Source organism: Limnohabitans sp. T6-5, assembly GCF_003063315.1.
Classification (GTDB): domain Bacteria; phylum Pseudomonadota; class Gammaproteobacteria; order Burkholderiales; family Burkholderiaceae_C; genus Limnohabitans_A.
Genome location: NZ_NERV01000001.1, coordinates 333,444 through 356,669, shown reverse-complemented (window position 1 = coordinate 356,669; position 23,226 = coordinate 333,444). Strand labels below are relative to the sequence as shown.

Annotated in this window: 24 protein-coding genes; 15 read left to right on the top strand and 9 right to left on the bottom strand. The window is 60.3% G+C overall.

Annotated features, from left to right (window positions below; translation table 11 throughout):
- Positions 1-10 precede the first annotated feature (10 nt).
- The gene (gene gudD / locus B9Z51_RS01400; RefSeq protein WP_108372613.1) at positions 11-1,348 is read right to left on the bottom strand and encodes a glucarate dehydratase; all 1,338 of its coding nucleotides are present in this window, start codon (positions 1,346-1,348) and stop codon (positions 11-13) included.
- A gap of 82 nt (positions 1,349-1,430) precedes the next feature.
- Positions 1,431-2,165 (bottom strand): FadR/GntR family transcriptional regulator, encoded by a 735-nt coding sequence (locus B9Z51_RS01395; RefSeq protein ID WP_108371174.1) that lies wholly within the window; start codon positions 2,163-2,165, stop codon positions 1,431-1,433.
- Positions 2,166-2,287: 122 nt separating this feature from the next.
- Here B9Z51_RS01395 and B9Z51_RS01390 point away from each other — a divergent pair, with 122 nt between their 5' ends.
- The 7 genes from B9Z51_RS01390 (at position 2,288) to B9Z51_RS01360 (ending at position 9,721) form a co-directional block, all read left to right on the top strand.
- Positions 2,288-3,196: an SMP-30/gluconolactonase/LRE family protein gene (locus tag B9Z51_RS01390; RefSeq protein ID WP_108371172.1), complete on the top strand. Its 909-nt coding sequence runs from the start codon at positions 2,288-2,290 to the stop codon at positions 3,194-3,196.
- A gap of 36 nt (positions 3,197-3,232) precedes the next feature.
- On the top strand, positions 3,233-4,195 hold the full coding sequence (locus B9Z51_RS01385) for a TRAP transporter substrate-binding protein (protein WP_108371171.1): 963 nt from the start codon (positions 3,233-3,235) through the stop codon (positions 4,193-4,195).
- 57 nt (positions 4,196-4,252) lie between these two features.
- The gene (locus B9Z51_RS01380; RefSeq protein WP_108371169.1) at positions 4,253-4,741 is read left to right on the top strand and encodes a TRAP transporter small permease; all 489 of its coding nucleotides are present in this window, start codon (positions 4,253-4,255) and stop codon (positions 4,739-4,741) included.
- A 93-nt stretch (positions 4,742-4,834) separates the two neighbouring features.
- Positions 4,835-6,124, top strand: coding sequence for a TRAP transporter large permease (locus tag B9Z51_RS01375; protein ID WP_108371168.1), 1,290 nt, complete (start codon positions 4,835-4,837; stop codon positions 6,122-6,124).
- A 14-nt stretch (positions 6,125-6,138) separates the two neighbouring features.
- On the top strand, positions 6,139-7,716 hold the full coding sequence (gene garD, locus B9Z51_RS01370) for a galactarate dehydratase (protein WP_233254784.1): 1,578 nt from the start codon (positions 6,139-6,141) through the stop codon (positions 7,714-7,716).
- Between the two features lie 29 nt (positions 7,717-7,745).
- The gene (locus tag B9Z51_RS01365; protein ID WP_108371166.1) at positions 7,746-8,741 is read left to right on the top strand and encodes a tripartite tricarboxylate transporter substrate binding protein; all 996 of its coding nucleotides are present in this window, start codon (positions 7,746-7,748) and stop codon (positions 8,739-8,741) included.
- 11 nt (positions 8,742-8,752) lie between these two features.
- Complete coding sequence (locus B9Z51_RS01360) at positions 8,753-9,721, top strand: tripartite tricarboxylate transporter substrate binding protein (protein WP_108371164.1); 969 nt, start codon at positions 8,753-8,755, stop codon at positions 9,719-9,721.
- A 28-nt stretch (positions 9,722-9,749) separates the two neighbouring features.
- On the opposite strand, the gene B9Z51_RS01355 is transcribed toward B9Z51_RS01360, so the two are convergent.
- Positions 9,750-10,295 (bottom strand): class I SAM-dependent methyltransferase, encoded by a 546-nt coding sequence (locus B9Z51_RS01355; protein ID WP_108371162.1) that lies wholly within the window; start codon positions 10,293-10,295, stop codon positions 9,750-9,752.
- 144 nt (positions 10,296-10,439) lie between these two features.
- Here B9Z51_RS01355 and B9Z51_RS01350 point away from each other — a divergent pair, with 144 nt between their 5' ends.
- Both B9Z51_RS01350 and B9Z51_RS01345 read left to right on the top strand, forming a co-directional pair.
- Entirely contained in the window at positions 10,440-10,817 is a 378-nt protein-coding gene (locus tag B9Z51_RS01350) for a rhodanese-like domain-containing protein (protein WP_233254783.1), read from the top strand.
- A 34-nt stretch (positions 10,818-10,851) separates the two neighbouring features.
- A complete protein-coding gene (locus tag B9Z51_RS01345; protein ID WP_108312934.1) occupies positions 10,852-11,712 on the top strand; it encodes a hypothetical protein in 861 nt (286 codons plus the stop codon).
- 31 nt (positions 11,713-11,743) lie between these two features.
- On the opposite strand, the gene B9Z51_RS01340 is transcribed toward B9Z51_RS01345, so the two are convergent.
- The 6 genes from B9Z51_RS01340 to B9Z51_RS01315 form a co-directional block, all read right to left on the bottom strand.
- Positions 11,744-12,460, bottom strand: coding sequence for an ABC transporter ATP-binding protein (locus B9Z51_RS01340; protein WP_108312935.1), 717 nt, complete (start codon positions 12,458-12,460; stop codon positions 11,744-11,746).
- A gap of 10 nt (positions 12,461-12,470) precedes the next feature.
- Positions 12,471-13,673, bottom strand: coding sequence for an ABC transporter permease (locus B9Z51_RS01335; RefSeq protein WP_108312936.1), 1,203 nt, complete (start codon positions 13,671-13,673; stop codon positions 12,471-12,473).
- Positions 13,670-14,809 carry an efflux RND transporter periplasmic adaptor subunit gene (locus B9Z51_RS01330; protein WP_233254838.1) on the bottom strand — a complete coding sequence of 380 codons (1,140 nt, stop codon included), beginning with the start codon at positions 14,807-14,809 and terminating at the stop codon, positions 13,670-13,672. The genes B9Z51_RS01335 and B9Z51_RS01330 overlap by 4 nt, the downstream gene beginning before the upstream one ends.
- A 68-nt stretch (positions 14,810-14,877) precedes the next feature.
- Positions 14,878-15,498 carry a TetR/AcrR family transcriptional regulator gene (locus B9Z51_RS01325; RefSeq protein ID WP_108312938.1) on the bottom strand — a complete coding sequence of 207 codons (621 nt, stop codon included), beginning with the start codon at positions 15,496-15,498 and terminating at the stop codon, positions 14,878-14,880.
- Positions 15,499-15,749: 251 nt separating this feature from the next.
- Positions 15,750-17,066: a chromate efflux transporter gene (gene chrA, locus B9Z51_RS01320; RefSeq protein WP_108371159.1), complete on the bottom strand. Its 1,317-nt coding sequence runs from the start codon at positions 17,064-17,066 to the stop codon at positions 15,750-15,752.
- Positions 17,063-17,428 carry a hypothetical protein gene (locus B9Z51_RS01315; protein WP_108371157.1) on the bottom strand — a complete coding sequence of 122 codons (366 nt, stop codon included), beginning with the start codon at positions 17,426-17,428 and terminating at the stop codon, positions 17,063-17,065. Before B9Z51_RS01315 ends, chrA begins: the two co-directional genes overlap by 4 nt.
- Before the next feature lie 188 nt (positions 17,429-17,616).
- Between B9Z51_RS01315 and B9Z51_RS01310 the strand changes: the two genes are divergently transcribed.
- From B9Z51_RS01310 to B9Z51_RS01285, 6 genes are all read left to right on the top strand, one after another.
- Entirely contained in the window at positions 17,617-18,387 is a 771-nt protein-coding gene (locus B9Z51_RS01310) for a GntR family transcriptional regulator (protein ID WP_108371156.1), read from the top strand.
- A gap of 41 nt (positions 18,388-18,428) precedes the next feature.
- Positions 18,429-19,595 (top strand): ABC transporter substrate-binding protein, encoded by a 1,167-nt coding sequence (locus B9Z51_RS01305; RefSeq protein WP_108371154.1) that lies wholly within the window; start codon positions 18,429-18,431, stop codon positions 19,593-19,595.
- A 169-nt stretch (positions 19,596-19,764) separates the two neighbouring features.
- Positions 19,765-20,631 carry a branched-chain amino acid ABC transporter permease gene (locus B9Z51_RS01300; protein WP_108371153.1) on the top strand — a complete coding sequence of 289 codons (867 nt, stop codon included), beginning with the start codon at positions 19,765-19,767 and terminating at the stop codon, positions 20,629-20,631.
- A 13-nt stretch (positions 20,632-20,644) separates the two neighbouring features.
- Complete coding sequence (locus B9Z51_RS01295; protein WP_233254782.1) at positions 20,645-21,625, top strand: branched-chain amino acid ABC transporter permease; 981 nt, start codon at positions 20,645-20,647, stop codon at positions 21,623-21,625.
- Between the two features lie 11 nt (positions 21,626-21,636).
- A complete protein-coding gene (locus B9Z51_RS01290) occupies positions 21,637-22,404 on the top strand; it encodes an ABC transporter ATP-binding protein (protein ID WP_233254781.1) in 768 nt (255 codons plus the stop codon).
- Between the two features lie 87 nt (positions 22,405-22,491).
- Positions 22,492-23,223, top strand: a complete 732-nt coding sequence (locus tag B9Z51_RS01285) for an ABC transporter ATP-binding protein (protein ID WP_108371147.1) — start codon at positions 22,492-22,494, stop codon at positions 23,221-23,223.
- The last annotated feature ends 3 nt before the right edge of the window (positions 23,224-23,226 follow it).

Below are 23,226 nucleotides of genomic sequence, written 5' to 3'. Positions count from 1 at the left end.
GCCCGGGTGCTCAGCGCACCATGCAAGGCATCTTGTTGTTGAACTTCCAGCCGGGGATCAGGTATTGCATGGCGATGGCATCGTCGCGAGCGCCCAGGCCATGCTGCTGGTACAGCTGGTTCGCTTTCATCACCGCGTCCATGTCCACCGCGATGCCCAAGCCGGGTTTGGCGGGCACATCGACATAACCGTTTTTGATTTGCAGTGGGTCTTTGGTGAGGAACTGGCCGTCTTGCCAGATCCAGTGCGTGTCGATGGCCGTGACCTTGCCCGGCGCTGCCGCAGCGCACTGGGTGAACATGGCCAGCGAAATGTCGAAATGGTTGTTGGAGTGCGAGCCCCAGGTCAGGTCGACCATCTGGCACAGCTGCGCCACCCGCACCGAGCCTTGCAGCGTCCAGAAATGCGGGTCGGCCAGCGGGATGTCGACCGACTGCAGCTGGATGCTGTGGGCCATCTCGCGCCAATCGGTGGCCACCATGTTGGTGGCCGTGAGCAAGCCTGTGGCACGGCGGAACTCGGCCATCACCTCGCGACCCGAGAACACGCCCTCTGCGCCGCAGGGGTCTTCGGCATAGGCCATGGTGCTGCGGTGGTCACGCAAGAGGCGAATGGCGTCTTTGAGCAACCAGCCGCCGTTGGGGTCCAGCGTGATGCGGGCCTTGGGAAAGCGCTCATGCAGCGCCACCACGGCTTCGACTTCTTCTTCGCCGCGCAGCACGCCGCCTTTGAGCTTGAAGTCTTGAAAGCCATAACGGGCCTGCGCGGCTTCGGCCAGGCGGACCACGGCCTCGGCTGTCATGGCTTTTTCGTGGCGCAGGCGCAGCCAGTCGTCGGCTTGGTCGGGCTCGGTCCTGTAGGCCAGGTCGGTTTGATTCCGGTCGCCCACATAAAACAAATACCCCAGCATTTGCACCCGGCTGCGTTGCTGGCCTTCGCCCAGCAGGGCGCACACCGGCACGTTCAGGTGCTGGCCCAGCAAGTCGAGCAGGGCGCTTTCTACGGCGGTGACGGCGTGGATGGTGATGCGCAGGTCAAAGGTCTGCTGGCCTCGGCCGCCACTGTCGCGGTCGGCAAACTGCTGGCGCATGGCTTGCAGCATGGCGTTGTAGTGGCCAATCGGCTGGCCTTCGACCAAGGGGCGGGCGTCTTCCAGGGTCTGGCGGATTTTTTCGCCGCCAGGCACTTCGCCCACACCGGTGTGGCCCGACGAGTCGGTCAGGATGACGATGTTGCGCGTGAAGAAGGGGCCGTGGGCACCGCTGAGGTTCATCAGCATGCCGTCGTGGCCCGCCACAGGGATCACCTGCATGCGCGTGACGACAGGGGTGGAGGAAGGCTGGGACATGGTTGCGGTGTCTGTTGATTTGACAGACATCGTACAACTTAAACCCGCATCGGGTGATGCGTGTTAACCCTTGTCAGCGTCTTCAGTGGTGGCTGGAAGCGCCTTTTTTATGCCGGTCGCGGCTGTTGGACAGGTGGGTGCGCATGGCTGCGCGGGCCGACTCGGCGTCTTGCGCGGCAATCGCGTTCAGGATGCTTTCGTGCTCTTGGTGCACGCGCCGCAAATAAGCCAAGCGGGTGGCATCGATGGCCGGTGAGGTCTCCAGCCGCGCTCGCGGGATGGACTGCGATCCCAGCGAATTCATCATGTCGGCGAAGTGGTTGTTCTGGGTGGCGCGGGCGATTTCATGGTGGAACTGAAAGTCGGCGGCAATCGCGTCACGGCCTTCTTCGATGGCGCTGGAGAACGCACCCATGGCCTCTTGCATGACGCGCAAATTAGCTTCGGTGCGCCGCACAGCCGCCAGGGAAGCGGCTTCGGTTTCGATGCTGATGCGCAATTCGAGCAAGGCGATCACATCGTGCAAGGTACTCAGTTGGCTGGGGTTGACGCGAAAGGATGGGGACTCGGTTTGCGCCAGCACAAAGGTGCCGATGCCGTGGCGCGTCTCCACCAGACCTGCGGCTTGCAGTTTGGAAATCGCCTCACGCACCACGGTGCGGCTCACGCCAAAGCGTTCCATGATGGCCGCTTCGGTGGGCAGTTTTTGACCGCTGCTCAGGGTGCCGTTCTGGATTTCGGTGCTCAGCTGATCGACCAGCTCAAAGGTCAGGCTGCGCGATTTGCGCTTTTCGGGGGCGGCTTGCGGGGTGTTCATCGGGTAAATACGCATTCCAGTTTCGACAGGGGGCTCACACAATCAACTTGTACGACAACTGATCACATCAAGCACTTGAAGCCAATGTATCAGAACATCGCCGCCACTTGCACCTTTTTTTCATGAACCCATACCAACTCATCGCCGACACACCAGACCGCGTAGGGGAGTCCCCCGTGTGGGATGTGCGCGCCCAGCGCTTGTGGTGGGTGGACATTGAAGGCGCCTTCATCCGTTGCACCGAGCCCGGCTCGTCTGCGCCTGTGCAGTCCTGGTTCATGCCTGAGCGTGTGGGTTGCATTGCACTCACGCCTGTTGAGGGGCAACTGATCGCAGCCATGGAAACGGGCATTGCCCGCGTCACTTTGCAAGAGGGTGGGCAGGTGGACATCACTTGGCTGGCCCACATTCAGCATCCCGCCTCCGGCATGCGCTTCAACGACGGGCGTTGTGACGCCAGCGGCCGCTTGTGGGTGGGCACCATGGTGATGGACATGGCTTTGGCCTCTGACTTGGGCGGTCTGTATTGTCTGGACGAGCGGGGTCTCACAGGCCCGCACGTCACTGGCCTGCTCACACCCAATGGCTTGGGGCTCAGCCCCGATGGCCGCACCTTGTATTTGTCGGACTCGCACCCCACGGTGCAAAAAATCTGGTCCTTTGATCTGGATGCCGCCACCGGCAGCTTGAGCAACAAGCGCATGTTTGTGGACATGAACGATTGGCCCGGTCGCCCCGATGGCGCAGCAGTCGATGCGCAAGGGGATTACTGGATTTGTGGCAACGACGCTGGGCAGATCCACGCTTTCGATGCGCAAGGCCAGTGGATGCAATCGCTCACGGTGCCCATGCCCAAGCCGTCCATGTGCGCCTTTGGCGGCGCTGATCTCGACCAAATGTTCGTGACTTCGATCATCCCGGCGCAGACCCCAGACGCCACGCGTGGCCCAAGTGGCGCTGTCATTGCCTTGCAGCCCGGCGTGCGTGGTTTGCCCGAGCCTGTGTTTTCCCGTTTTCCCGCAAGTGTGTAACGTGTTTTTCAAAAACTTAACCCTAGAGACAACACCATGAAACTCAAGCATTCCCTGATGGCCATCGCCGCCGCTTTGGCCTTGTCTGCGCAAGCGACTGAATTCCGCTCGGCCGACATCCACAACGCCGACGACTACCCCACCGTGGTGGCGGTCAAACACATGAGCACCGTGCTCGACAAATTGTCGGGTGGCAAGCACAAGATCAAGGTCTTCAACAAAGGCGCTTTGGGCTCTGAAAAAGAAACCATCGACCAGGTCAAGATCGGTGCGCTGGATTTGGTGCGTGTGAACGTGGCCCCCATGAACGGCATCTGCCCCATGACCATGGTGCCGACCATGCCGTTTTTGTTCCGCTCGGTGGACCACATGCGCAAGTCCTTGGACGGCCCTGTGGGCGAGGAAATCCTGAAAAGCTGCGAGTCGGTCGGCTATGTGGGCCTGGCCTTTTATGACAGCGGCGCACGCTCCATCTATGCCAAGAAAGCCATCAAATCCGTGGCCGATGCCAAGGGCCTGAAGATCCGTGTGCAGCAGTCCGACCTTTGGGTGGCGCTGGTCAGCGCCATGGGCGCCAACGCCACGCCCATGCCGTATGGCGAGGTCTACACGGGCCTCAAGACCGGCCTGATCGACGCCGCAGAAAACAACATCCCCTCGTTTGACACCGCCAAACACGTGGAAGCCGTCAAGGTCTACTCCAAGACCGAGCACTCCATGGCGCCCGAGATTTTGGTGATGTCCAAAGTGGTGTGGGACAAGCTTCCCGCCAACGAGCAAGCCATGATCCGCCAAGCTGCCAAAGAATCGGTGGCGGTTCAGCGCAAGGCTTGGGATGAAGCCGAGAACAAATCACTGGCCAACGTGAAAGCTGCTGGCGCCGAAATCGTGGAGGTGGACAAGCGTTCCTTCCAGGCCGTGATGGGCCCGGTGTACGACAAGTTCATGACCACGCCTGAAATGAAGCGCGCCATCAAGGCCATTCAGGACACCAAGTAATTCCGTCATTGGCATTCCTGATGCCCCCGGTGCAGAGCCGGGGGCTGGAGTTTTTTCATGTTCACCAAATTTTGTGCGACCGTCTCCAAGCTGTGCTTGGTCTTGGCCGTGATCGGCCTGATTGCCGTGATCCTGTGTGTGCAGTGGCAGGTCATCGGTCGCTATGTGCTCAATGACACGCCGACTTGGGCCGAAGCCCTGGCCATGTTGATCGTGCTCTTTGTCACTGCTTTCGGCCTGGCCGTGGGCGTGCGCGATGCGGGCCACATTGGTCTGGAGTCTCTGGTGGTTTTGCTGCCCGAAAAATGGCAGCACCGCATTGAAATCTTGATCCACGCCCTGGTGGCTTTGTTTGGCTTTTTGATGGTGCAAGGCGGCTGGCTCTGGGCTTCTGCCAAGTGGGCCGAGAAAAAGCCCATGCTGCCCGTGCCCGATGGCATCGACTACGTGCCGGTGATCATTGCAGGCGCTTTGATTTTGCTTTTCTCCGTTGAACACATTGTTGCGCTCGTGCAAGGCAAAGTGGTCGAACCTGTTTGGGAATGAACATGAGCCCCCACATTCGTCACTTCGTGTACTTCATTGCCCCCCGAGGGGGCGCTTGCCCTCCTTGGGGCGGCCCTGCGGAGGTCAACTGACATGGAACTCACCGTCCTTGCACTGAGCTTCACGCTCCTCTTGATTTTGGGGGTGCCAGTGGCCTTTGCCATTGGCTTGTCATCGGTGGCCACCATCATCGCCGCCGGTTTGCCGGTGGCCATGGTGTTCCAGAAAATGGTCGGCGGCATGCAGGTGTTCTCCTTCTTGGCCATTCCGTTTTTTGTGTTCGCCGGTGAGCTGATGCTCTACGGCGGCATAGCCGACCGCATCGTGCGCTTTGCCAACAGCCTGGTGGGCCATGTGCGCGGCGGTCTGGGCATGAGCAACGTGATTGGCTGCACCATTTTTGGTGGCGTGGCGGGCTCGCCATTGGCCGATGTGTCGGCCATGGGCTCGGTCATGATCCCGCTCATGAAAAAAGAAGGGTACGACGCCGACTACGCGGTGAACGTGACCACGCACGCTGCGCTGGTGGGCGCCATCATGCCCACCTCGCACAACATGATCATCTTCACGCTGGCCGCATCGGGTCTGGCTTCGGTGAGCGTGCTGGGTTTGATTTTGGCGGGCCTGGTGCCCGCCATCATCTTGACGCTGTGCAACCTGGGCGCTGCCTACTGGGTGGCGGTGCGACGCGGCTACCCGATCCACGGCAACTTCCCCGGTTGGCTCGAAGTGATCAAAGCCTTTGGCGCGGCACTGCCCGGCCTGTTTGTGGTGGTCATCATTTTGGGCGGCATCTTGTCGGGTGCTTTCACCGCGACCGAGTCGGCCTCCATTGCCGTGGCCTGGGCCTTGTTTGTCACGGTGATCGTTTACCGCACGTTGACACTGCAGAACTTTTTCAAGGCCTGCGCCAAGGCCTGCAAAACCACCGGCGTGGTGCTGCTCTTGATCGGCATCTCCAACGCATTCGGTTACTTCATGGCCTTGTATGAAGTGCCGCAGATGACCGGTGCGCTGATGCAAAAAATCAGCAGCGAGCCTTGGGTCATCTTTTTGATGATCAACATCTTGCTGTTCGTGTTGGGCACCTTCCTGGACATGGCTGCGACCATCTTGATTTGCACGCCGATCTTCATGCCGATTGCCATGCACTTTGGCATGGACCCGATGCAGTTCGGCATCATGCTGCTGATCAACTGTGCGCTGGGCCTGAACACGCCACCTGTGGGCACGGTGCAGTTTGTGGGCTGCGCCATTGGTGGCATTTCGGTCGGGCAGGTCATGCGCACCATTGCGCCGTTCTATGGTGCTTTGACCCTGGCCATGCTGCTGGTGACCTATGTGCCGCAGTTCACGCTGTGGCTGCCGAATTTGCTCAAGTGATCGAAGACCTGTTCATGAGTTCTACCCGCGCGCCTTTGGCGATCCGCATGCACCCGGCCGACAACGTGGCCATCATCGCTAACGACGGCGGCCTGTCTGCGGGCACGGTCATGCCCGCCGGTGTGGCCGAAGGCTTGGTCTTGCGCGACAAGGTGCCGCAAGGCCACAAAGTGGCCTTGGTGGATCTGGCCGAGGGCCAGGCGGTGCTGCGCTACAACGTGCCGGTGGGCTATGCACGCGCGGCCATCCCGGCAGGTAGCTGGGTGCACGAGCGTTTGCTGGACATCCCGCCTGCGCGTGAGCTGCAAGGTTTGCCCATGGCCACCGTCCAGCCTGAGCCGCAAGCTGCGTTGGAGGGTTTGACGTTTGAGGGCTATGTCAACGCCGATGGCTCGGTGGGCACGCGCAACTTGCTGGCCATCACCACCACGGTGCAATGCGTGGCCGGTGTGGTCAAGATCGCGGTCGAACGCATAGAGCGCGAGTTGTTGCCGCTGTTCCCGCAGGTCGATGGCGTGGTGGGGCTGGAGCACAGCTATGGCTGCGGTGTGGCGATTGATGCGCCCGGCGCCGAGATCCCGATCCGCACGCTGCGCCACATCAGCCTGAATCCCAACTTTGGCGGCGAGGTGATGGTGGTGAGTTTGGGTTGCGAAAAACTGCAACCCGATCGCTTGTTGCCTGTGGGCAGTTTTCCGATCCACGACGCACGCGAGAAAGACCTAGGCCCTGACTTGGTGTGTCTGCAAGACGATGCGCATGTGGGTTTCATGTCCATGATCGAGCACATTGTGCAAAGTGCCCGCCCGCACTTGGAGCGCCTGAACGCACGCCGCCGTCAGACCGTGCCTGCCAGCGCGCTGGTGGTGGGTGTGCAGTGCGGTGGCAGCGACGCGTTTTCAGGCGTGACGGCCAACCCGGCCGTGGGCTACATGGCCGACCTGATTGTGCGGGCTGGGGGCACCGTCATGTTTTCTGAAAACACCGAAGTCCGCGACGCCGTGGAGCAACTCACCAGCCGCGCGGCCACGCCGCAAGTGGCCGATGACATCGTGCGCGAGCTGGGCTGGTACGACCAGTACCTTGACCGGGGCAAAGTGGACCGCACCGCCAACACCACGCCGGGCAACAAGGCCGGCGGCTTGTCCAACATCGCCGAAAAAGCCATGGGCTCCATCATCAAGAGCGGCAGCTCGGCCATCGCCAGTGTGCTGGCCCCGGGTGACAAGCTCAAGGCGGACCAAAAAGGCCTGGTGTTTGCTGCCACACCCGCCAGCGATTTCATTTGTGGCACGCTGCAACTGGCCGCAGGCATGAACGTGCATGTGTTCACCACCGGGCGCGGCACGCCTTACGGCTTGCAGGCTTGCCCCGTGGTCAAGGTCGCCACCCGCACCGATCTGGCCCGCCGCTGGCACGACCTGATGGACATGAACGCCGGGCGCATCGCTGACGGCGACATCAGCATCGAAGAAGCGGGTTGGGAGCTGTTTCGCATGATGCTCGACGTGGCCAGTGGCCGCAAAACCTGGGCCGAGCAGTGGAAGTTGCACAACGCGCTGGTGCTGTTCAACCCCGCACCCATCACTTGAATCACTCGACGACAACAAGGAGACAGACCATGACACAACGCCGCCAATTCATCCAGTCCGCCGTGGCCTGCGCCGCTGCGACCATGGCACCTGCTGCTTTCAGTCAGGCCGCGCCCTGGCCCTCCAAGCCGATCAACTACCTGGTCGCTTTTCCGGCCGGTGGCACCACCGACATCCTGGCCCGTGTGGTGTCGCAAAAACTGGGCACGGCGCTGGGCACCAACTTGGTCATTGAAAACAAAGGCGGTGCGGGTGGCAGCGTGGGCTCCGAGATCGCGGCACGCGCCCCGGCCGATGGCTACAACTTGCTGGGCGGCACCATCAGCTCGCACGCCATCAACGTGAGCCTGTACCCCAAGCTGGGGTATGACCCGATCAAATCCTTCACGCCCGTCTACCTGTACGGCACCAACCCGGTGGTGTTGGTGGTGGCGGCCAACAGCCCTTACAAAACACTCAAAGACCTGCTGACCGCCGCCAAAGCGAACCCCGGCAAGTTGTCCGGCGCATCGGCGGGCAACGGCACTTCTCAACACTTGGCGCAAGAATTGTTGGCCTTCAAGGCGGGCCTCAAATTCACCCATGTGCCTTACAAGGGCAGCGCGCCCGCGATTCAAGACGTGATGAGCGGCCAGGTGGACTTCATGTTCGACACCACCGTGGTGGCCGGTGCCCAGATCCAGAGCGGCAAGCTGCGCGCATTGGCCGTGACCTCGGCCAAGCGCTTGAGCGATGCGCTGCCCGATGTGCCCACCGTGGCCGAATCGGGCTGGCCCGGCACACAGGGTTTTGAAGTGGTGTCCTGGCAAGCGCTGTTTGCCCCTGCAGGCACACCCAAACCCATCGTGGACAAACTGCATGCCGAGATTTTGAAAATCATGCAAACGCCCGAGATGCAAGATCGCATCAAAGGGCTGGGCATGCAGCCTTCCACCCTGTCACCCGAACAGGTTCAGGCTTTTCAGAAAGCCGAAATCGACAAATGGGCGCAGGTCATCAAGGCTGCGAACATCAAACTCGACTGAGGACCATCGCCATGTTCAAAATTCTGACCTCCGCCCTTGCGGCGCTGACCTTTTGCACGGCTGTGCAAGCCCAGACGACGGGGTCTTACCCCGCCAAGCCCATCAAGATCGTGGTGCCCTTTCCGGCGGGTGGCACGTCGGACGTGCTGGCCCGCATGCTGGGCCAAAAGTTCACCGAAAGCTGGGGCCAGCCTGTCGTGGTGGAAAACCGCCCCGGCTCGAGCGGCAACTTGGGTGCCGATCTGGTCGCCAAGTCCGCGCCCGATGGCTACACCCTGGTGCTCATGGACGTGGGCAATCTGGTCATCAGCCCGGCCTTGTTCAAGCTGCCTTTCACGGTTGAAAAAGACTTTGCGCCGGTGGCCATGGTGGCGTATTCGCCGCACCTGCTGGCCGTGAGCAGCAAGGTGCCTGCCAACACCCCGGCTGAACTGGTGGCCTATGCCAAAGCGCAAAAGGGCAAGCTCAACTACGCGGTGGCGGCGGGCATGGGCAGCGCCTCGCACTTGGCGGGCGTCATGTACGCACAGCGCAACGGCATCGAATGGGGCTATGTGCCCTACAAAGGCGGCGCGCAAGCCATCACCGACTTGATCGGCGGCCAGGTGGATGTCATGTTCAACGGCATGGTCGCCACCTACCCGCATGTGAAGGCCGGCAAGATCAAGCTGATCGCGATATCGAGCACCAAACGCAACGCGCAAATGCCCGACACCCCCACCGTGGCCGAAAGCCTGCCCGGCTTTTTGACCGGCAGCTTTCAGGGCCTGCTGGCCCCGGCGGGCACGCCCAAAGCGGTGATCGACAAACTGCACGCCGAAGTGCAACGCATCGCCGCCATGCCCGAGGTGCGCGAACGCCTGACCACCCTGGGCGCCGAGCCTTCAACCATGAGCCCAGCCGAGTTTGGCAACTGGCTCAAGGCCGAGATTCCGGCGATGGCCAAGATCGTGAAGGACGAGAAGATCACGGTGGAGTGAGGGGGTTGGGTTGTTGTTCGCTTGTTGTTCACAGGCTGTTGAGCAGCGGGAGCTGCCCGCCAGCACCTGGCCGTCTATGGCTGCAACCGGCCACATGCAGCCCGCTGCACTGCAAAGGCCCGTTCGGGCCGAACGTGGCCATGAGCACGTATCCGCCGGGCTTGACTGAGCCTCGTACCAGATCAACATATGCCTGCCGAGCGGCTGGATCGGTCAAGAAATGAAACACCGCACGGTCGTGCCAAAGGTCAAACTTCTTGTCTCCGAAGTTGTAGCGCGTGATGTCCCCAACATGCCAGTTCACTTGCTGAGCTTTCGCGCCTAGACGGCGTTTGGTGAAATCGATCGCAGCTGCGGAAATGTCGAGCACCGACAGGTCAAGGCAGTGACGGTGCAAAAGATCATCCACCAAGGTGGACTCACCTCCACCAACATCGACAATAGCCGCAGTCTTGTCTGGACACAGTTGTTCAATCAGGCGCAGTGACTCGCCCAGATGAGGCGCGTACCAACTCACCGCATCAAAACTTTTACTTCGATAGACGTTTTCCCAATGGTCGGTTGGATGAACCATGTAGCACCTGACTGTGGATGCGTTGCTTGAGCAATAATATTAGACATCGCTTATGGAATATGCAACTATGAAAAAACTACTCTGCACCGCAATGCTCATCCTGTTGGCTGGTGCGCCTGCTGTCGCCAATGACAAAGCCAGCTGATGGACGAATTGTCAGGCTACCTGGAGTTTGTGGATTACGGTGGCGGCACCATTTTTGCAGAGCAAATTCCCAAGAGCGAGTACAGCAAGATGATGATCATCGACGCACGGGACGCCGCGCAATTTGCCAAAGAGCACATGCTTGGGGCGGTCAACATCGAGTGGCGCCAGGTCCTAGCCAAGAGTTCAAGCATCTCTAAGGACAAAGCTGTGCTGATTTATTGCAACACAGGCAGTCTGTCTGCCCAGGCAGGCTTTGCGCTGCGCGTGTCGGGCTGGGAAAACGTCAAGATTCTCCAGGGTGGATACGCCGAGTGGAAAGCCAAAGGTGGTCTTGACGCCAACGCACGAGCCAGTGGTGCAGCGCCCAAGCACTGACTTGATCGCTCAAGACTAACAGTTATTGACACGCATGCGTGCAACTGATCGCTCGCATGTCTTGGCTATAGCCTTCAGCTTGGGACTGCATGCGGCGGTCTTCGCTCTGGCCAGTGGTTATCAATTTGGCTTTCGCACCACACAGAAAGCGCCGCCTGATACCCAAGTCGTCTTCATGCAAATCTTGCCGCCGCCGCAAGAGCAAGTGCCTTCCAAGGATCAAGAACATTCGCCAGTGGCGAAGCCATCGGCCGAGAAACCACCAGTCATTACTGAAGCCGCTGACTCGCAAGATAAGCCACCGCCAGCTAAAGAACCAGCCCGCATGGCTGCCCCGCCCGCGCCCACGGCTGACGAATGGGCCTTTGCGGCCAAATACACAAACAAAAACAGCAAGGGCTACCGCTACAGCTGGGGGCAACAGGTTCGCAGCATGATGGGGCCGGCGGTTGAGGGCCCTGATCAGGGCTTCGTGCGTTTCAGAATAGAGATTGCGCCTGATGGCACGCTCGCCAAACTGGAAACGCTGTGGACGACCTCTGAAGTGGCCGAGCGATTGGCCCGACAGGCAGTCGAGTCCATGCCTGCCTTGCCTCCTACTCCTACCGGTAAGCCCTTGATATTTGAAAAAACTATTTCGTTCACACCCTTCGCATCAGACGGTCCTCCAAGCTACAAGGAAGACTGCTTGCCAGACCCGCCTGTATTCCGTAACCCGTTCGCATGGGATGGCAAATCACCTCAAGTACGGGCAAAGCCGCAAAAGGTCGAAAAGCTGGACCCGCAGGCTCTGGAGGAATGTTTGAAGCAACTTCCCCAAGACTCGATTGAGGCTGAAACAGCGCGCGACCAGCGCATCATGGATCAATGGGGTAGCAGCAAAACTGGTCGCTAATGTTTTACAAATAAAACGTAGCTCTCCTAAGTTAATCAAGAGAGCGTCCCTCACCTTTTTCCTCCACCGTCTGTCCATCACGAATGTGATAGATGCGCTTGAAGGTTGGGATGATCTTTTCGTCATGTGTCACCACGATGATGGCCGTCTGTGCAAGACGGGCCATGTCGTTGAGAATTCGAATGACAGACAGCGCCCGCTCACTGTCAAGAGGTGCGGTTGGCTCATCAGCCAAAATCACTGGCGGCTTGTTTGCCAATGCACGGGCGATTGACACTCGTTGCTGCTCACCACCAGATAGCTGAGAAGGTTCAGCCTTTGCGCGATGCAACACATCCAAAGAGGACAACAATTCAAGTGCTCGTTTTCTAGCAATTTCATTGGGAATGCCAGCCAGCATAGGCAGCAATGCGACGTTATCAGTGACGTTCAAAAAAGGAATGAGGTACGGCGCTTGGAACACAAATCCAATCCGATCGCGTCGTAAGGTTCGTAAGTCTGGGATCTTCCAGCCGTCTTCGAAAATCACTTCGTTGCCTAAAGTCATTCGGCCCGACGTAGGCTCGATGATGGCACCTAAACATTTCAGTAAAGTACTTTTGCCTGAGCCAGATGGTCCAACAAGTCCAACCACCTCACCTGGAGAAACTTGCATATTGACGCTTTTCAAAGCCTCTACAGCCGTGTCTCCATGTCCATAGACTTTGCGCAAATTCTCGATACGGATGCCACCTGTTTGGTATGTCATGTCGTACGCCTCAACTGATGGCCTGCGCCGGATCAACACGCAAGGCCACTCGAATAGCCATCGTGCTGGCCAGTGCACAGATGAGCATCGTTGCCCCAAAACCAACAATCGCATCTTGCGTCAAGAGCAATACAAACTTAGGAAACACTGGTGCCCAAATCGTGGCAGCTACCTTGCCGACCACAAAGCCGATCACCCCTAGGCCTAGTGCCTGCTGCAAGATCATGGCCGCAATGGTGAGGTTGCGGGTGCCGATCAGCTTAAGCACTGCGATCTCGCGGATCTTGCCCAGCGTCATGGTGTAGATGATGAACGCCACAATCGCCGCACTCACCACCGTCAGGATGGCCAGAAACATGCCGATTTGTTTGGCCGAGGTGGCAATGAGTTTGTCCACCAGGATGTCTTCCATGTCTGCACGAGTGAACACGGTCAGGTGCTTCCAGTGCTGGATCGGCTCGGCCACACGCTCTGCACTCCAGCCATCGGCCACTCGCACCAGCACGGCATTGACGTTGCGGCTGCTGGTCTGCAGGTTCTGTACTGCATCAAGCATGCCCGGCACTGCCGGCCGATTGAAGGCGGGGTTGGCGGCTGTGCGCACCCGGTCGTTCACGATGGCGTCGTTGTCCTTGAGGAACTGCGCTTCCTGCGCGTCCTTGATGGGGATAAACACCATCGGATCCCCTCCGGATGAGACCATGCGGCGCGTCAGGCCTACCACCTCGTAGGTGTGACGCCGGATTTGCACCTTATCGCCCAGCGTCAGTCCGGTCTTGATGTCCACAACTGCCTCGTAGTGGCTGCGTGTGAGATGCCGGCCTGCCAACAAATGGCCCGGTTGTCCAGGCAAACCGGCGATTCCAGGCGCGATCCCTACAACCATGGCCCGGGCTTCCTTGCCCCCCACGGCCTTGACCTGCATGGTGAAGTAAGTGATGTTGGCCGCCATGGCCACCCCTGGCATGCCCGCAATGCTGCGCACCACATCGTCCTTCAGGCTGGACGATTCTGCGTACGGCCCCTGCGTATCCTTTTGAACCACCCAGAGGTCGGCACCGCTGTTGTTGAGCAGGGCCTGCGCATCGTCAACCATGCCGCGAAACACACCTGCCATGGTCAACGTCACGCCAATGAGCAAACCCAGCCCCAACCCGGTGAGCACGAACTTGGCCCAGCTGTGCTGAATGTCGCGCGCAGCCAGGCTGATCATGGCTGGGCCTTGTTAACCAGCGAGTTCACCACCTTGAAGCGGGTTCCGACCGACAAGGGCCTGTCGCTGTAGACCACCACCGTGTCGCCCGAGGCCAGGCCGCTCAGTGCCTGCACGCGACCGTCCGGGCTGGACGCGCCCCACTGAACGGACACAAAGTTCAGCGCGCCGTCTTTAAGCCGCCACGCGCCTGTGCGGCCTTGGTGCGTCTGCACACTGGCCTGCGGCACCACCAAAGCCGGGTCTGTCTCTTGTAACTGAAGCGTGACTTCGGCCATCTCACCGATCGACAGCGCTGCTGGAATCTGGTCGAACATCACTTGTGCGATGCGCTCCTCGGTCACTGCATCGGCCTGCAGCTCCACCCGCTCCACCCGGCCGGCCTGCACCTGCTGCATCCGCGAGCGTAAGGTGATCTGGGCCGGCAAACCCACTGCGAGACCGCTTGAGCGCGCCTGGTCCACACGCAGCTTCACCCAGAGGCTGGCGGGATTTGCCAACCGGACCACGGCCTGGCCCGCCACCACCGTGCTGCCGGCTTCGGCATCGCGGCTTAGCACCACCGCATCGGCGGGGGCGATCAAGCGGGTGTTCTGTTTTTGCTGCACGGCGGCAGCGCGCTCGGCCTGCAAGCGCTGGGCGTCCTGTCGGCTTGCTTGCAAGTTGGCCTGGGCTGCTTCGAAGGCAGCCTGAGCAGACTTGAGTTCCTGCTCGCGCCCCTCTAGCGCAGACGGGCTGATGAAGTTCTGACGGGCCAGTTCCTTTTGCCGGTTCAGATTGGTGGTGGCCAGATCGCGCCGTGCTCTGGCATCGGCCAGTTGTGCCTGAGCTGCTGTCTGCACACTGCTGGCCTTGGACAAGGCAGCTTCTTGTGCCTGCAGGCGCTGGTCCAGGTCCACCGGATCCATCTCGGCAAGAAGCTGACCTGCTTTGACCGATTGCCCCACATCGACATGCACGCGCAAGACACGCCCAGCCATCGTGGGTCCCATCAACCAGCTCTGACGAGCTTCGACAGTGCCAACACCGAAAATTGAGGGTCTCAAGCTTTCACTCTTGACTTGTATTACTGTGACATTGATGGGGGCGAGTGGCCCCACATTAGTCGCAATAAATCCTACAGCCATGAGCACCATCACTACACCGGTCGCGACCAAGACTTGCCGCTTATTGATTTTTCTGAATGTCATCGGTGCTACTTTCGTCAGTTTCTTTGTTTGGGCAAGAGACCTGCCTCATAGAGGTTGAATACGGCTTTCCCCTGGCTCGCTAAGTCGCGCAGCTTGCCAGTAACCAGAGACTGAATGACGAGTCCCTGAACTGCTCCCATGAAGAGGACCACAGCTGACGCGGGGTCCACCTCGGATGCCAGTAGACCCTCTTCACGGGCTCGGGTCAGCAATTGGGCGATCAAAGTCCGGTAGTCGGCCATAAGGTGCTGCACCCTTGTCTTGAGCGGGGTGGTTTTGGCATGCTGCAGCTCCTGAAAAACAAGACGTGGAACGCCCGGGTACTGCTCCACAAAATTGATGTGGGCCATGAACACGGCCCGCAGAGCCTGCAAAGCGTTAGCCTGACGAGTTTGAGCTGCTTGCTGTAGCCGCTCCATCAAGGTCTCGTGCGCCCAATCGACAACAGCCAGCCAGATGGTCTCTTTGCTGTCGAAATGCCTGAAAACTCCCCCTTGGGTGATGCCGATTGCCAAAGCCAGATCACCCGTGGTGATTTCGGTCGGGCTGCGCTCAGCAGCTAACTCCAAGGCCGCCTGGATCAGTTCTGCCTGGCGGTCTTCGGTTTTGAGCTTAACTCTTGTAGGAGGGATCATAAATAAGTAATTGATGAATTACTTTAGCATAATTTGCGAGCCAAGCAAAATTAGCCTAGAAGCACACTAGCGAATCAAATTGCAGTGGGGCTTGATATGCCTTCATAGAAAAGGACTGCGCGATTGACTGCTTTGTCGCAGCCCCGATGACGGCTTGGGGTCGTCTGCGGTCGGTCAATAACCCACTACGGCAGTCCGCTCCCCGCCTGAAGCCGACACCCAACTGAGCTAAGCGCTGAGCGAACCCAACCTCATACCCACTGCACCCCCATCCCCACCAGCGCACAAACTGCCAGTACCCGCACCACCGGCCACTGCCGCGCAATCAGCAGCCATGCTGCCGGGGCCGTGAGCGCCAATGCAGGCCAGTCGGGCTGCGACCATTGCGCCGTGGGCCAGCCCGTGTGCCATGCGAAAGTGCCAGCCAGTTGCAGCATCACGCCAATCACCGCCGCGCTGATGGCTTGCAGTGGTCCGTTCAGGGTGGGCACATGCCGACTTGATTCGACCAGCGGCCCTCCTGCGAGGATGAAAATGAAAGAGGGCAGAAATGTGAACCAGGTGACCACACACGCTGCCGCGATGCCGCCCAGCAGCGGATCGCCCAGCAGTGCCTGACCCTGGCCTCTCAGAAAACCGACAAAGGCCACCACGATGATGAGCGGTCCAGGCGTGGTCTCGCCCAAGGCCAGGCCGTCCATCATTTGTGTGGCGCTGAGCCAGCCGAACTGTGACACCGCCGCCTGCGTCACATAGGGCAGCACCGCGTAGGCGCCGCCAAAGGTCAGCAGTGCCGCTTCGGTGAAAAAGCCGCCCATGCGCACCAACGTGTGACCCGCGCCCAGCCAGAGGGCCAAGCCGCCCAGCGTGAACGCCCACAGGGCCAAGCCGATGCCTGACGTGCGCAGCAGGCGGCCGGTGGTGTAGCGTGAATGTTCGGGTGTGGGGGTGTGGTCGTCGATCAAGGCCGCTGTTGCTTCTTGCGCTGCGCCGGTCTGGCCGTGAGCGCTGCCCTGCATGGGGCGCTGGCGTGCCATGGCCCAGCCCACCAGCGCAGCAGCGGCCACCAGCCACGGAAAACCCACGCCGACCAGCGTGCCCAGCAGCGATGCCCCCGCCAGAGCCCACAGCCACGGCGCCTTGAGCGTGCGCTTGGCCATGCGGTGCACGGCTTGCAGCACCAGTGCCGTCACGGCAGGCTTGAGGCCCCACAGCAGCGCCTGCCCCCAGGGGTGTTGGCCCCACACGGTGTAGGCCCAGCTCAGCGCGATCAACAGCACCAGACTGGGCAGCACAAACAAGGCACCGGCCGCCATGCCGCCGCGCGTGCCGTGCATGAGCCAGCCGGTGTAGGTGGCCAGTTGTTGCGCCTCGGGGCCGGGCAGCAGCATGCAGTAGTGCAGCGCATGCAGGTAACGCTTTTCTGAAATCCAGCGGCGGCGCACCACCAGCTCTTCGTGCATCAGGGCGATCTGGCCTGCCGGGCCGCCAAAGCTGATGCAGCCCAGCCAAAACCAGAATTGGAGCGCGGCACGAAAGGAAACGGGGGCGGTGGTGTGTGTACTCATTCGTTGCCGAACTCAAGCGCCAAGGTATGGGCCATTTCAGTGCTGCCGGTCAGTGTCAAGCTGAGCGTGATGCTGTTGGACAGGGCCTCCTGGGTGCTGAGCTGCCATTGCAATTGGTGGCCATGCCAATGCCAGGGCAAACTCTGATGTTTGATGTCGTGGGCCTGCAGATCGCAGTCCCAGAGGTGTCCGTCATCCAGGGGACCTGGCGAGCCATGCAACTCGCTCAAGCGGCTGAGCAGATGGGCCACTTCAGCCAGTAAACCCGGATTGTGGATGGGCCGGGGACTGGCCAAGGCATCCCAGCAAATCACCCCGTGAGCGTCTTCGCTGGTGTCGAAATCCAGAAATTGGAGGGTCATGCTTGGCGTGTGGGGATAAAAGCTTATTGTCGCAGCGCGCACCCGCAGCCTATTGACTTGCCTTGGGGGCTAGAGCTTGATTTGGGATACAGGAAAACCCTTAAATGCTCGAAAAAATGGCAAAACAGCCATTTTTCAAGAAATTTTGTATACATTAACGCCCACTCTGACTCCTGTTTTTTTAATTCATGACCACCGCCCGAGTTCGATCACGTCGAGTGCTTGAGTTGCCCGAGGAGGGCGGCTCTCAAGCCGTCAAGGCGCAGCAGCGTTTGCGTGAATTGATTTTGTCCGGGCAATTGGAGGCCGCTGCGCGCATCACGGAGTTGACTCTTGTGGATTTGCTGGGCGTCTCGCGCACCCCCATTCGCACAGCGCTGCTGAAGCTTGAACAGGAAGGGCTGCTGCAGGCACTGCCCAGCGGCGGTTATGCGGTGCGCACCTTTTCCGAACGGGAAGTGGGCGATGCCATCGAGTTGCGCGGCACCCTAGAAGGCCTGGCGGCCCGGCTGGCGGCTGAAAGAGGTGTGCGTGCAAGCTTGCTCAAGGCGGCACGCCAATGTCTGGACGAAATTGACCTGGTGCTGCGCGATGCGGCGTTGGATGATGAAACTTTTTCTGCCTATGTGGCTCTGAATGGTCGCTTTCACAAACAGTTGTCAGAGATGGCCGACAGCGAGGTGTTGGCACGAGAGATTGAGCGCGCATCGAGTTTGCCTTTTGCCTCCGCTTCGGGGTTTGTCGGGGTGCATGCTCACCATGCTGGCGCGCGGGACATGCTGGTTGTGGCGCAGCATCAGCATCGGCAGGTGTTGCAGGCCATTGAACGGCGTGAAGCGGGTCGCGCCGAAGCCTTGATGCGCGAACATTCACGCATTGCTCAGCACAACATGCGACTGGCCAGGCAACACCCGACACTGGCCGGTACGCCCGGTGTGCAGCTCATTCGCAACGATTGACCTCTTTTTTCAACGTGAGCTTTCAACTTCAGGAGACATGCATGTCCAAACGGTTTTTCCTTCAAGCCATGGCCTGTGCGGCTGTCGCTGCCTGTGCCACAACAGCCATGGCGCAAGACAAATTCAAGATCGGTCTGATCTTGCCCATGACTGGCCCGTTCGCCTCCACCGGCAAACAGATTGAAGCCGCAGCGCGCCTCTACATGGCGCAAAACGGTGACACCGTGGCTGGCAAAAAAGTCGAGCTGATCGTGAAAGACGACACCAGTGCCCCTGACGTGACCAAGCGCATCGCGCAAGAGTTGGTCGTGAACGAAAAAGTCAGCGTGCTCGCTGGCTTTGGCCTGACCCCGCTGGCCCTGGCTACTGCGCCGATCGCCACGCAGTCCAAGACACCTTTGGTGGTCATGGCCGCTGCCACCTCCAGCATCACCGAGGCATCGCCTTTCATCATCCGAACCAGCTTCACGCTGCCGCAAGCGGCCGTGGCCATTGCCGACTGGGCGCCCAACAACGGCATCAAAAAAGTGGTGACCCTGGTGGCCGATTACGGCCCAGGCATCGATGCGGAAAAGTATTTCAAGGACCGCCTGCTGTTCAACGGCGGCCAGGTGCTCGACACTTTGCGCGTGCCCATGCGCAACCCCGACTTCGCACCGTTCCTGCAAAAAGTGCGTGACCTCAAACCGGACGCGGTCTATGTGTTCGTACCCTCCGGCATTGGCGCGCCTTTGATGAAGCAGTTCGCCGAGCGGGGCCTGGACAAAGCAGGCATCAAGTTGATCGGCACCGGTGACATCACCGATGACGACATCTTGAACGGCATGGGCGATGTGGCCAACGGCGTGGTCACTTCGCACCACTACTCGGCTTCGCACAACTCAGCCCTGAACAAGAAGTTCGTCGCGGCTTTTGAGAAGGCCAACAACGGCATGCGCCCCAACTTCATGGCCGTGGGCGGCTATGACGGCATGCGCGTGATCTACGAAGCGGCCAAGGCCACCAAGGGCGCAGGCGGCCAGGCCTTGCTGGACGCCATGAAAGGCCAGGTGTTTGAAAGCCCTCGTGGACCGATGTTCATCGACGCGCAAACCCGTGACGTGGTGCACAACATCTACATCCGCAAGGTGGAGAAAGTCAACGGCCAGCTCTACAACCAGGAGTTCTCGACCCTCAAGGATGTGAAAGACCCAGGCAAGAGCCGATAAGCGCACAGCAATGCTTGCTGTAGGCGCCATCGCTTGCAGGGCAAGCGCCTACAGGGCCGCGTTGTAGGAGCCAGCCCTGCTGGCGATGAGGGGTTGAACCATCGCTTGCAGGGCTCTCGCCTGCACGGGCCCCATCCTTGGCTGAATTTGAGAACCAGAAACGCATGACATGCTGACCATCCTTTTCGACGGCATCGCCTACGGCATGCTGCTTTTCATACTGGCCGTGGGCCTGTCCGTGACCATGGGCTTGATGAATTTCATCAACCTGGCGCACGGCGCGTTTGCCATGGCCGGGGGCTATTTGACGGTGGTGCTGATGCAGCGCTTTCAAGTGCCATTTCTCTTGTGCCTACCTTTGGCCTTTGCCGCCACGGCCTTGCTGGGCGCGGTGATGGAGCGCACGCTGTACCGCCACATGTACAAGAAGCCGCATTTGGACCAAGTCCTGTTTTCGATCGGCCTGGCTTTCATGTCGGTGGCCAGTGTGGATTATTTGATGGGCTCGCAGCAGCAGATCATGCAGTTGCCCGATTGGCTGCGGGGCCGCACCGAGTTGTGGGACGGCGCCTTGGGCATGGGCCACTACCGCCTGTTCATCATCGCCGTGTGCGCAGCGCTCACCGTGGGCTTGCAATTCATCTTGGCCAAAACCCGCTTTGGCAGCCGCTTGCGCGCCAGCGTGGACGATGCCCGCGTGGCCGCAGGCCTGGGCATTCGCGTGAATTTGATCTTTGCCGCCACCTTTGCCGTAGGCTCGGGCCTGGCCGGTTTGGGCGGGGCGCTGGGCGCTGAAGTGCTGGGCCTGGACCCGACCTTTCCGCTCAAGTTCATGGTGTATTTTTTGATCGTGGTGGCCGTGGGCGGCACCTCGTCGATCACCGGGCCGCTGTGGGCCGCGCTGCTGTTGGGCATGGCCGATGTGGCGGGCAAGTACTACATGCCCAAGCTCGGTTCCTTCATCGTGTATTCGCTGATGATCGCGATTTTGATCTGGCGTCCGCAAGGGCTGTTTGTGCGCAAGGGGGGTCGATGATATGAACAATCCTATGGACGCTCGTCAACAACTTTTGTCCTCCGCCCGCCTGCGCGGCTGGGAACCGCTGATTTGGCTGCTCGCCTTTGTCATGCCTTTCGCCTTTCCGGGCCATGCGCTGATCGTCAATGAGGTGGCCATCGTCGCCTTGTTCGCCGTGTCGCTGGACCTGGTGCTGGGCTACACCGGCATTGTGTCGCTGGGGCATGCGGCGTTTTTGGGCTTGGGCGCTTACGCCTCGGCTTTGTTTGCCAAGCATGTGATGCCCGACCCGCTGGTGGGTCTGCTGTTTGGCATGGGCTGCGCCACGCTCTTGGGCGCTTTGTGTTCACTCACCATCTTGCGCGGCACGGATTTGACGCGCCTGATGGTCACGCTGGGCATGGCGCTGATTTTGATGGAGCTGGCCAACAAGCTGGACTGGCTCACGGGTGGCTCGGACGGTTTGCAAGGCGTGATGATGGGCCCCGTGCTGGGCCGCTTTGAGTTTGACCTGTATGGGCAAACGGCGGCTTGGTATTCGCTCAGCGTGCTCTTGATTTTGTTTGCATTGGCCAGGCGCTGGGTGCATTCGCCCTGGGGGGCCACGCTCATGGCGGTGCGTGACAACCCGCTGCGCGCCATGGCGATTGGCATTCCGGTGCACAACCGGCTGGCTGTGGTCTACACCGTGGCCGCAGCTTTGGCCGGTGCGGCAGGCGCCTTGATGGCGCAGACCACGGGCTTTGCCTCGCTTGATGTGTTTGCTTTAGAGCGCTCGGCCGATGTGATGCTGATGCTGGTCATCGGCGGTGTGGGCTGGCTGTATGGCGGCGTGCTCGGCGCGGTGGTGTTCAAGCTCATGCACGACGTGATTTCGGGCATCACGCCGCAGTACTGGACCTTCTGGATTGGGCTGTTTTTGGTGGTGCTGGTGATGGTCGGGCGCGAGCGTTTGATTCGGCCTTGGCTGTGGTTCGGCCGCGCTTCCGATCAGAAAGGCGGTGCGCAATGAAGCAAGCTGTCATGAACCAGCCCATCGTGTTGAAGGCCCAGGGCTTGGTCAAACAATTCGGTGGCATCACCGCCACCGATAACGTGAACTTGGAGCTGCGCTTGGGCGCACGCCACGCGCTGATCGGCCCCAACGGCGCGGGCAAGACCACGCTCATCAATTTGTTCACTGGGGTGCTGCCGCCCACCTCGGGCCGCATTGAGTTGCTCGGTGTTGACATCAGCCAACTCGCACCGCACCAGCGTGTGCGGCGCGGCTTGGTGCGCACCTTCCAGATCAACCAACTGTTTGCCAGCATGACGCCTTTGCAAACCCTGGCCATGGTGGTTTCGCAGCAGCGCGGCCTGGGCGGGCGCTGGTGGCAAAAGTTGGGACAAGACGCTGCCGTGGTGGCGCGTTGCGAGCAATTGCTGGAGCTGTTTCGCCTGACCGAAGTGATGCACCAGCGCACCGAGCACCTGGCTTACGGCAAGCGCCGTTTGCTGGAGATGGCGATTGCGCTGGCCTGCGAGCCCAAGGTGCTGCTGCTCGATGAACCCGTGGCCGGAGTGCCTGCGGGCGAGCGCGAAGAACTGTTGCAGACCGTGGCGGCGCTGCCCGCCGAAGTGTCTGTGTTGCTGATCGAGCACGACATGGACCTGGTGTTTGAATTTGCCGACCGCATCACCGTGCTGGTCAACGGCGCGGTGCTGACCGAGGGCACGCCCGAAGCCATCGCCTCTGATCCACAAGTCAAGGCGGTGTACCTGGGACATGGCGAGGAGGTGACCCATGGCTGAGATGCATCGTGTAGGAGCGGCGCCCTCGCCGCGATGGACCGCACGCCATTGCCGCGAGGGCGCGGCTCCCAGAAAAGAGAACATCACATGAAAGAACTGTTGCAAGTTGAGCAGCTGAGCGCTGGTTACGGCGAAGCCGTGGTGCTGAACGACATCAGCTTCTCGCTGGGCGAGGGCGAAACCCTGGCGCTGCTGGGCCGCAACGGCACCGGCAAAACCACGTTGATGGACACCCTGGCCGGGGCCACGCGCCAGCATGGTGGGCAAATCTTTTTGGGAGGCCAGCCGCTGCACACCTTGCCTTCGCACGAGCGGGCGGCTGCGGGCATTGGCTGGGTGCCGCAAGAGCGCAACATTTTCAAATCGCTCACGGTGCACGAAAACCTGACGGCGGTGGCCCGGCCCGGGCGCAACCTGCACGGCAGCCGAGCTTGGACGCCTGAGCGCGTGTACGAGATGTTCCCACGCTTGGCTGAGCGCACAACCAACCTGGGCACCCAGCTGTCGGGTGGCGAGCAGCAGATGCTGGCCGTGGGTCGGGCGCTGGTGCTCAACCCGCGCTTGCTGCTGCTGGATGAGCCGCTCGAAGGCCTGGCACCGATCATTGTGGAAGAGCTGTTGCGCGCCATTGCCCGCATCACCCGCGAAGAGGGCCTGTCGGCCATCATCGTGGAGCAGCACCCGCAAGCGATTTTGCGCATCAGCCACCGCGCCGTGGTGCTGGACCACGGCAATGTGGTGCACGCCAGCGATGCCGACACGCTTCGCCAAAACCCCGAATTGTTGGACAGCTTGCTGGGCGTGGCCCGCAAGCTTTGAATT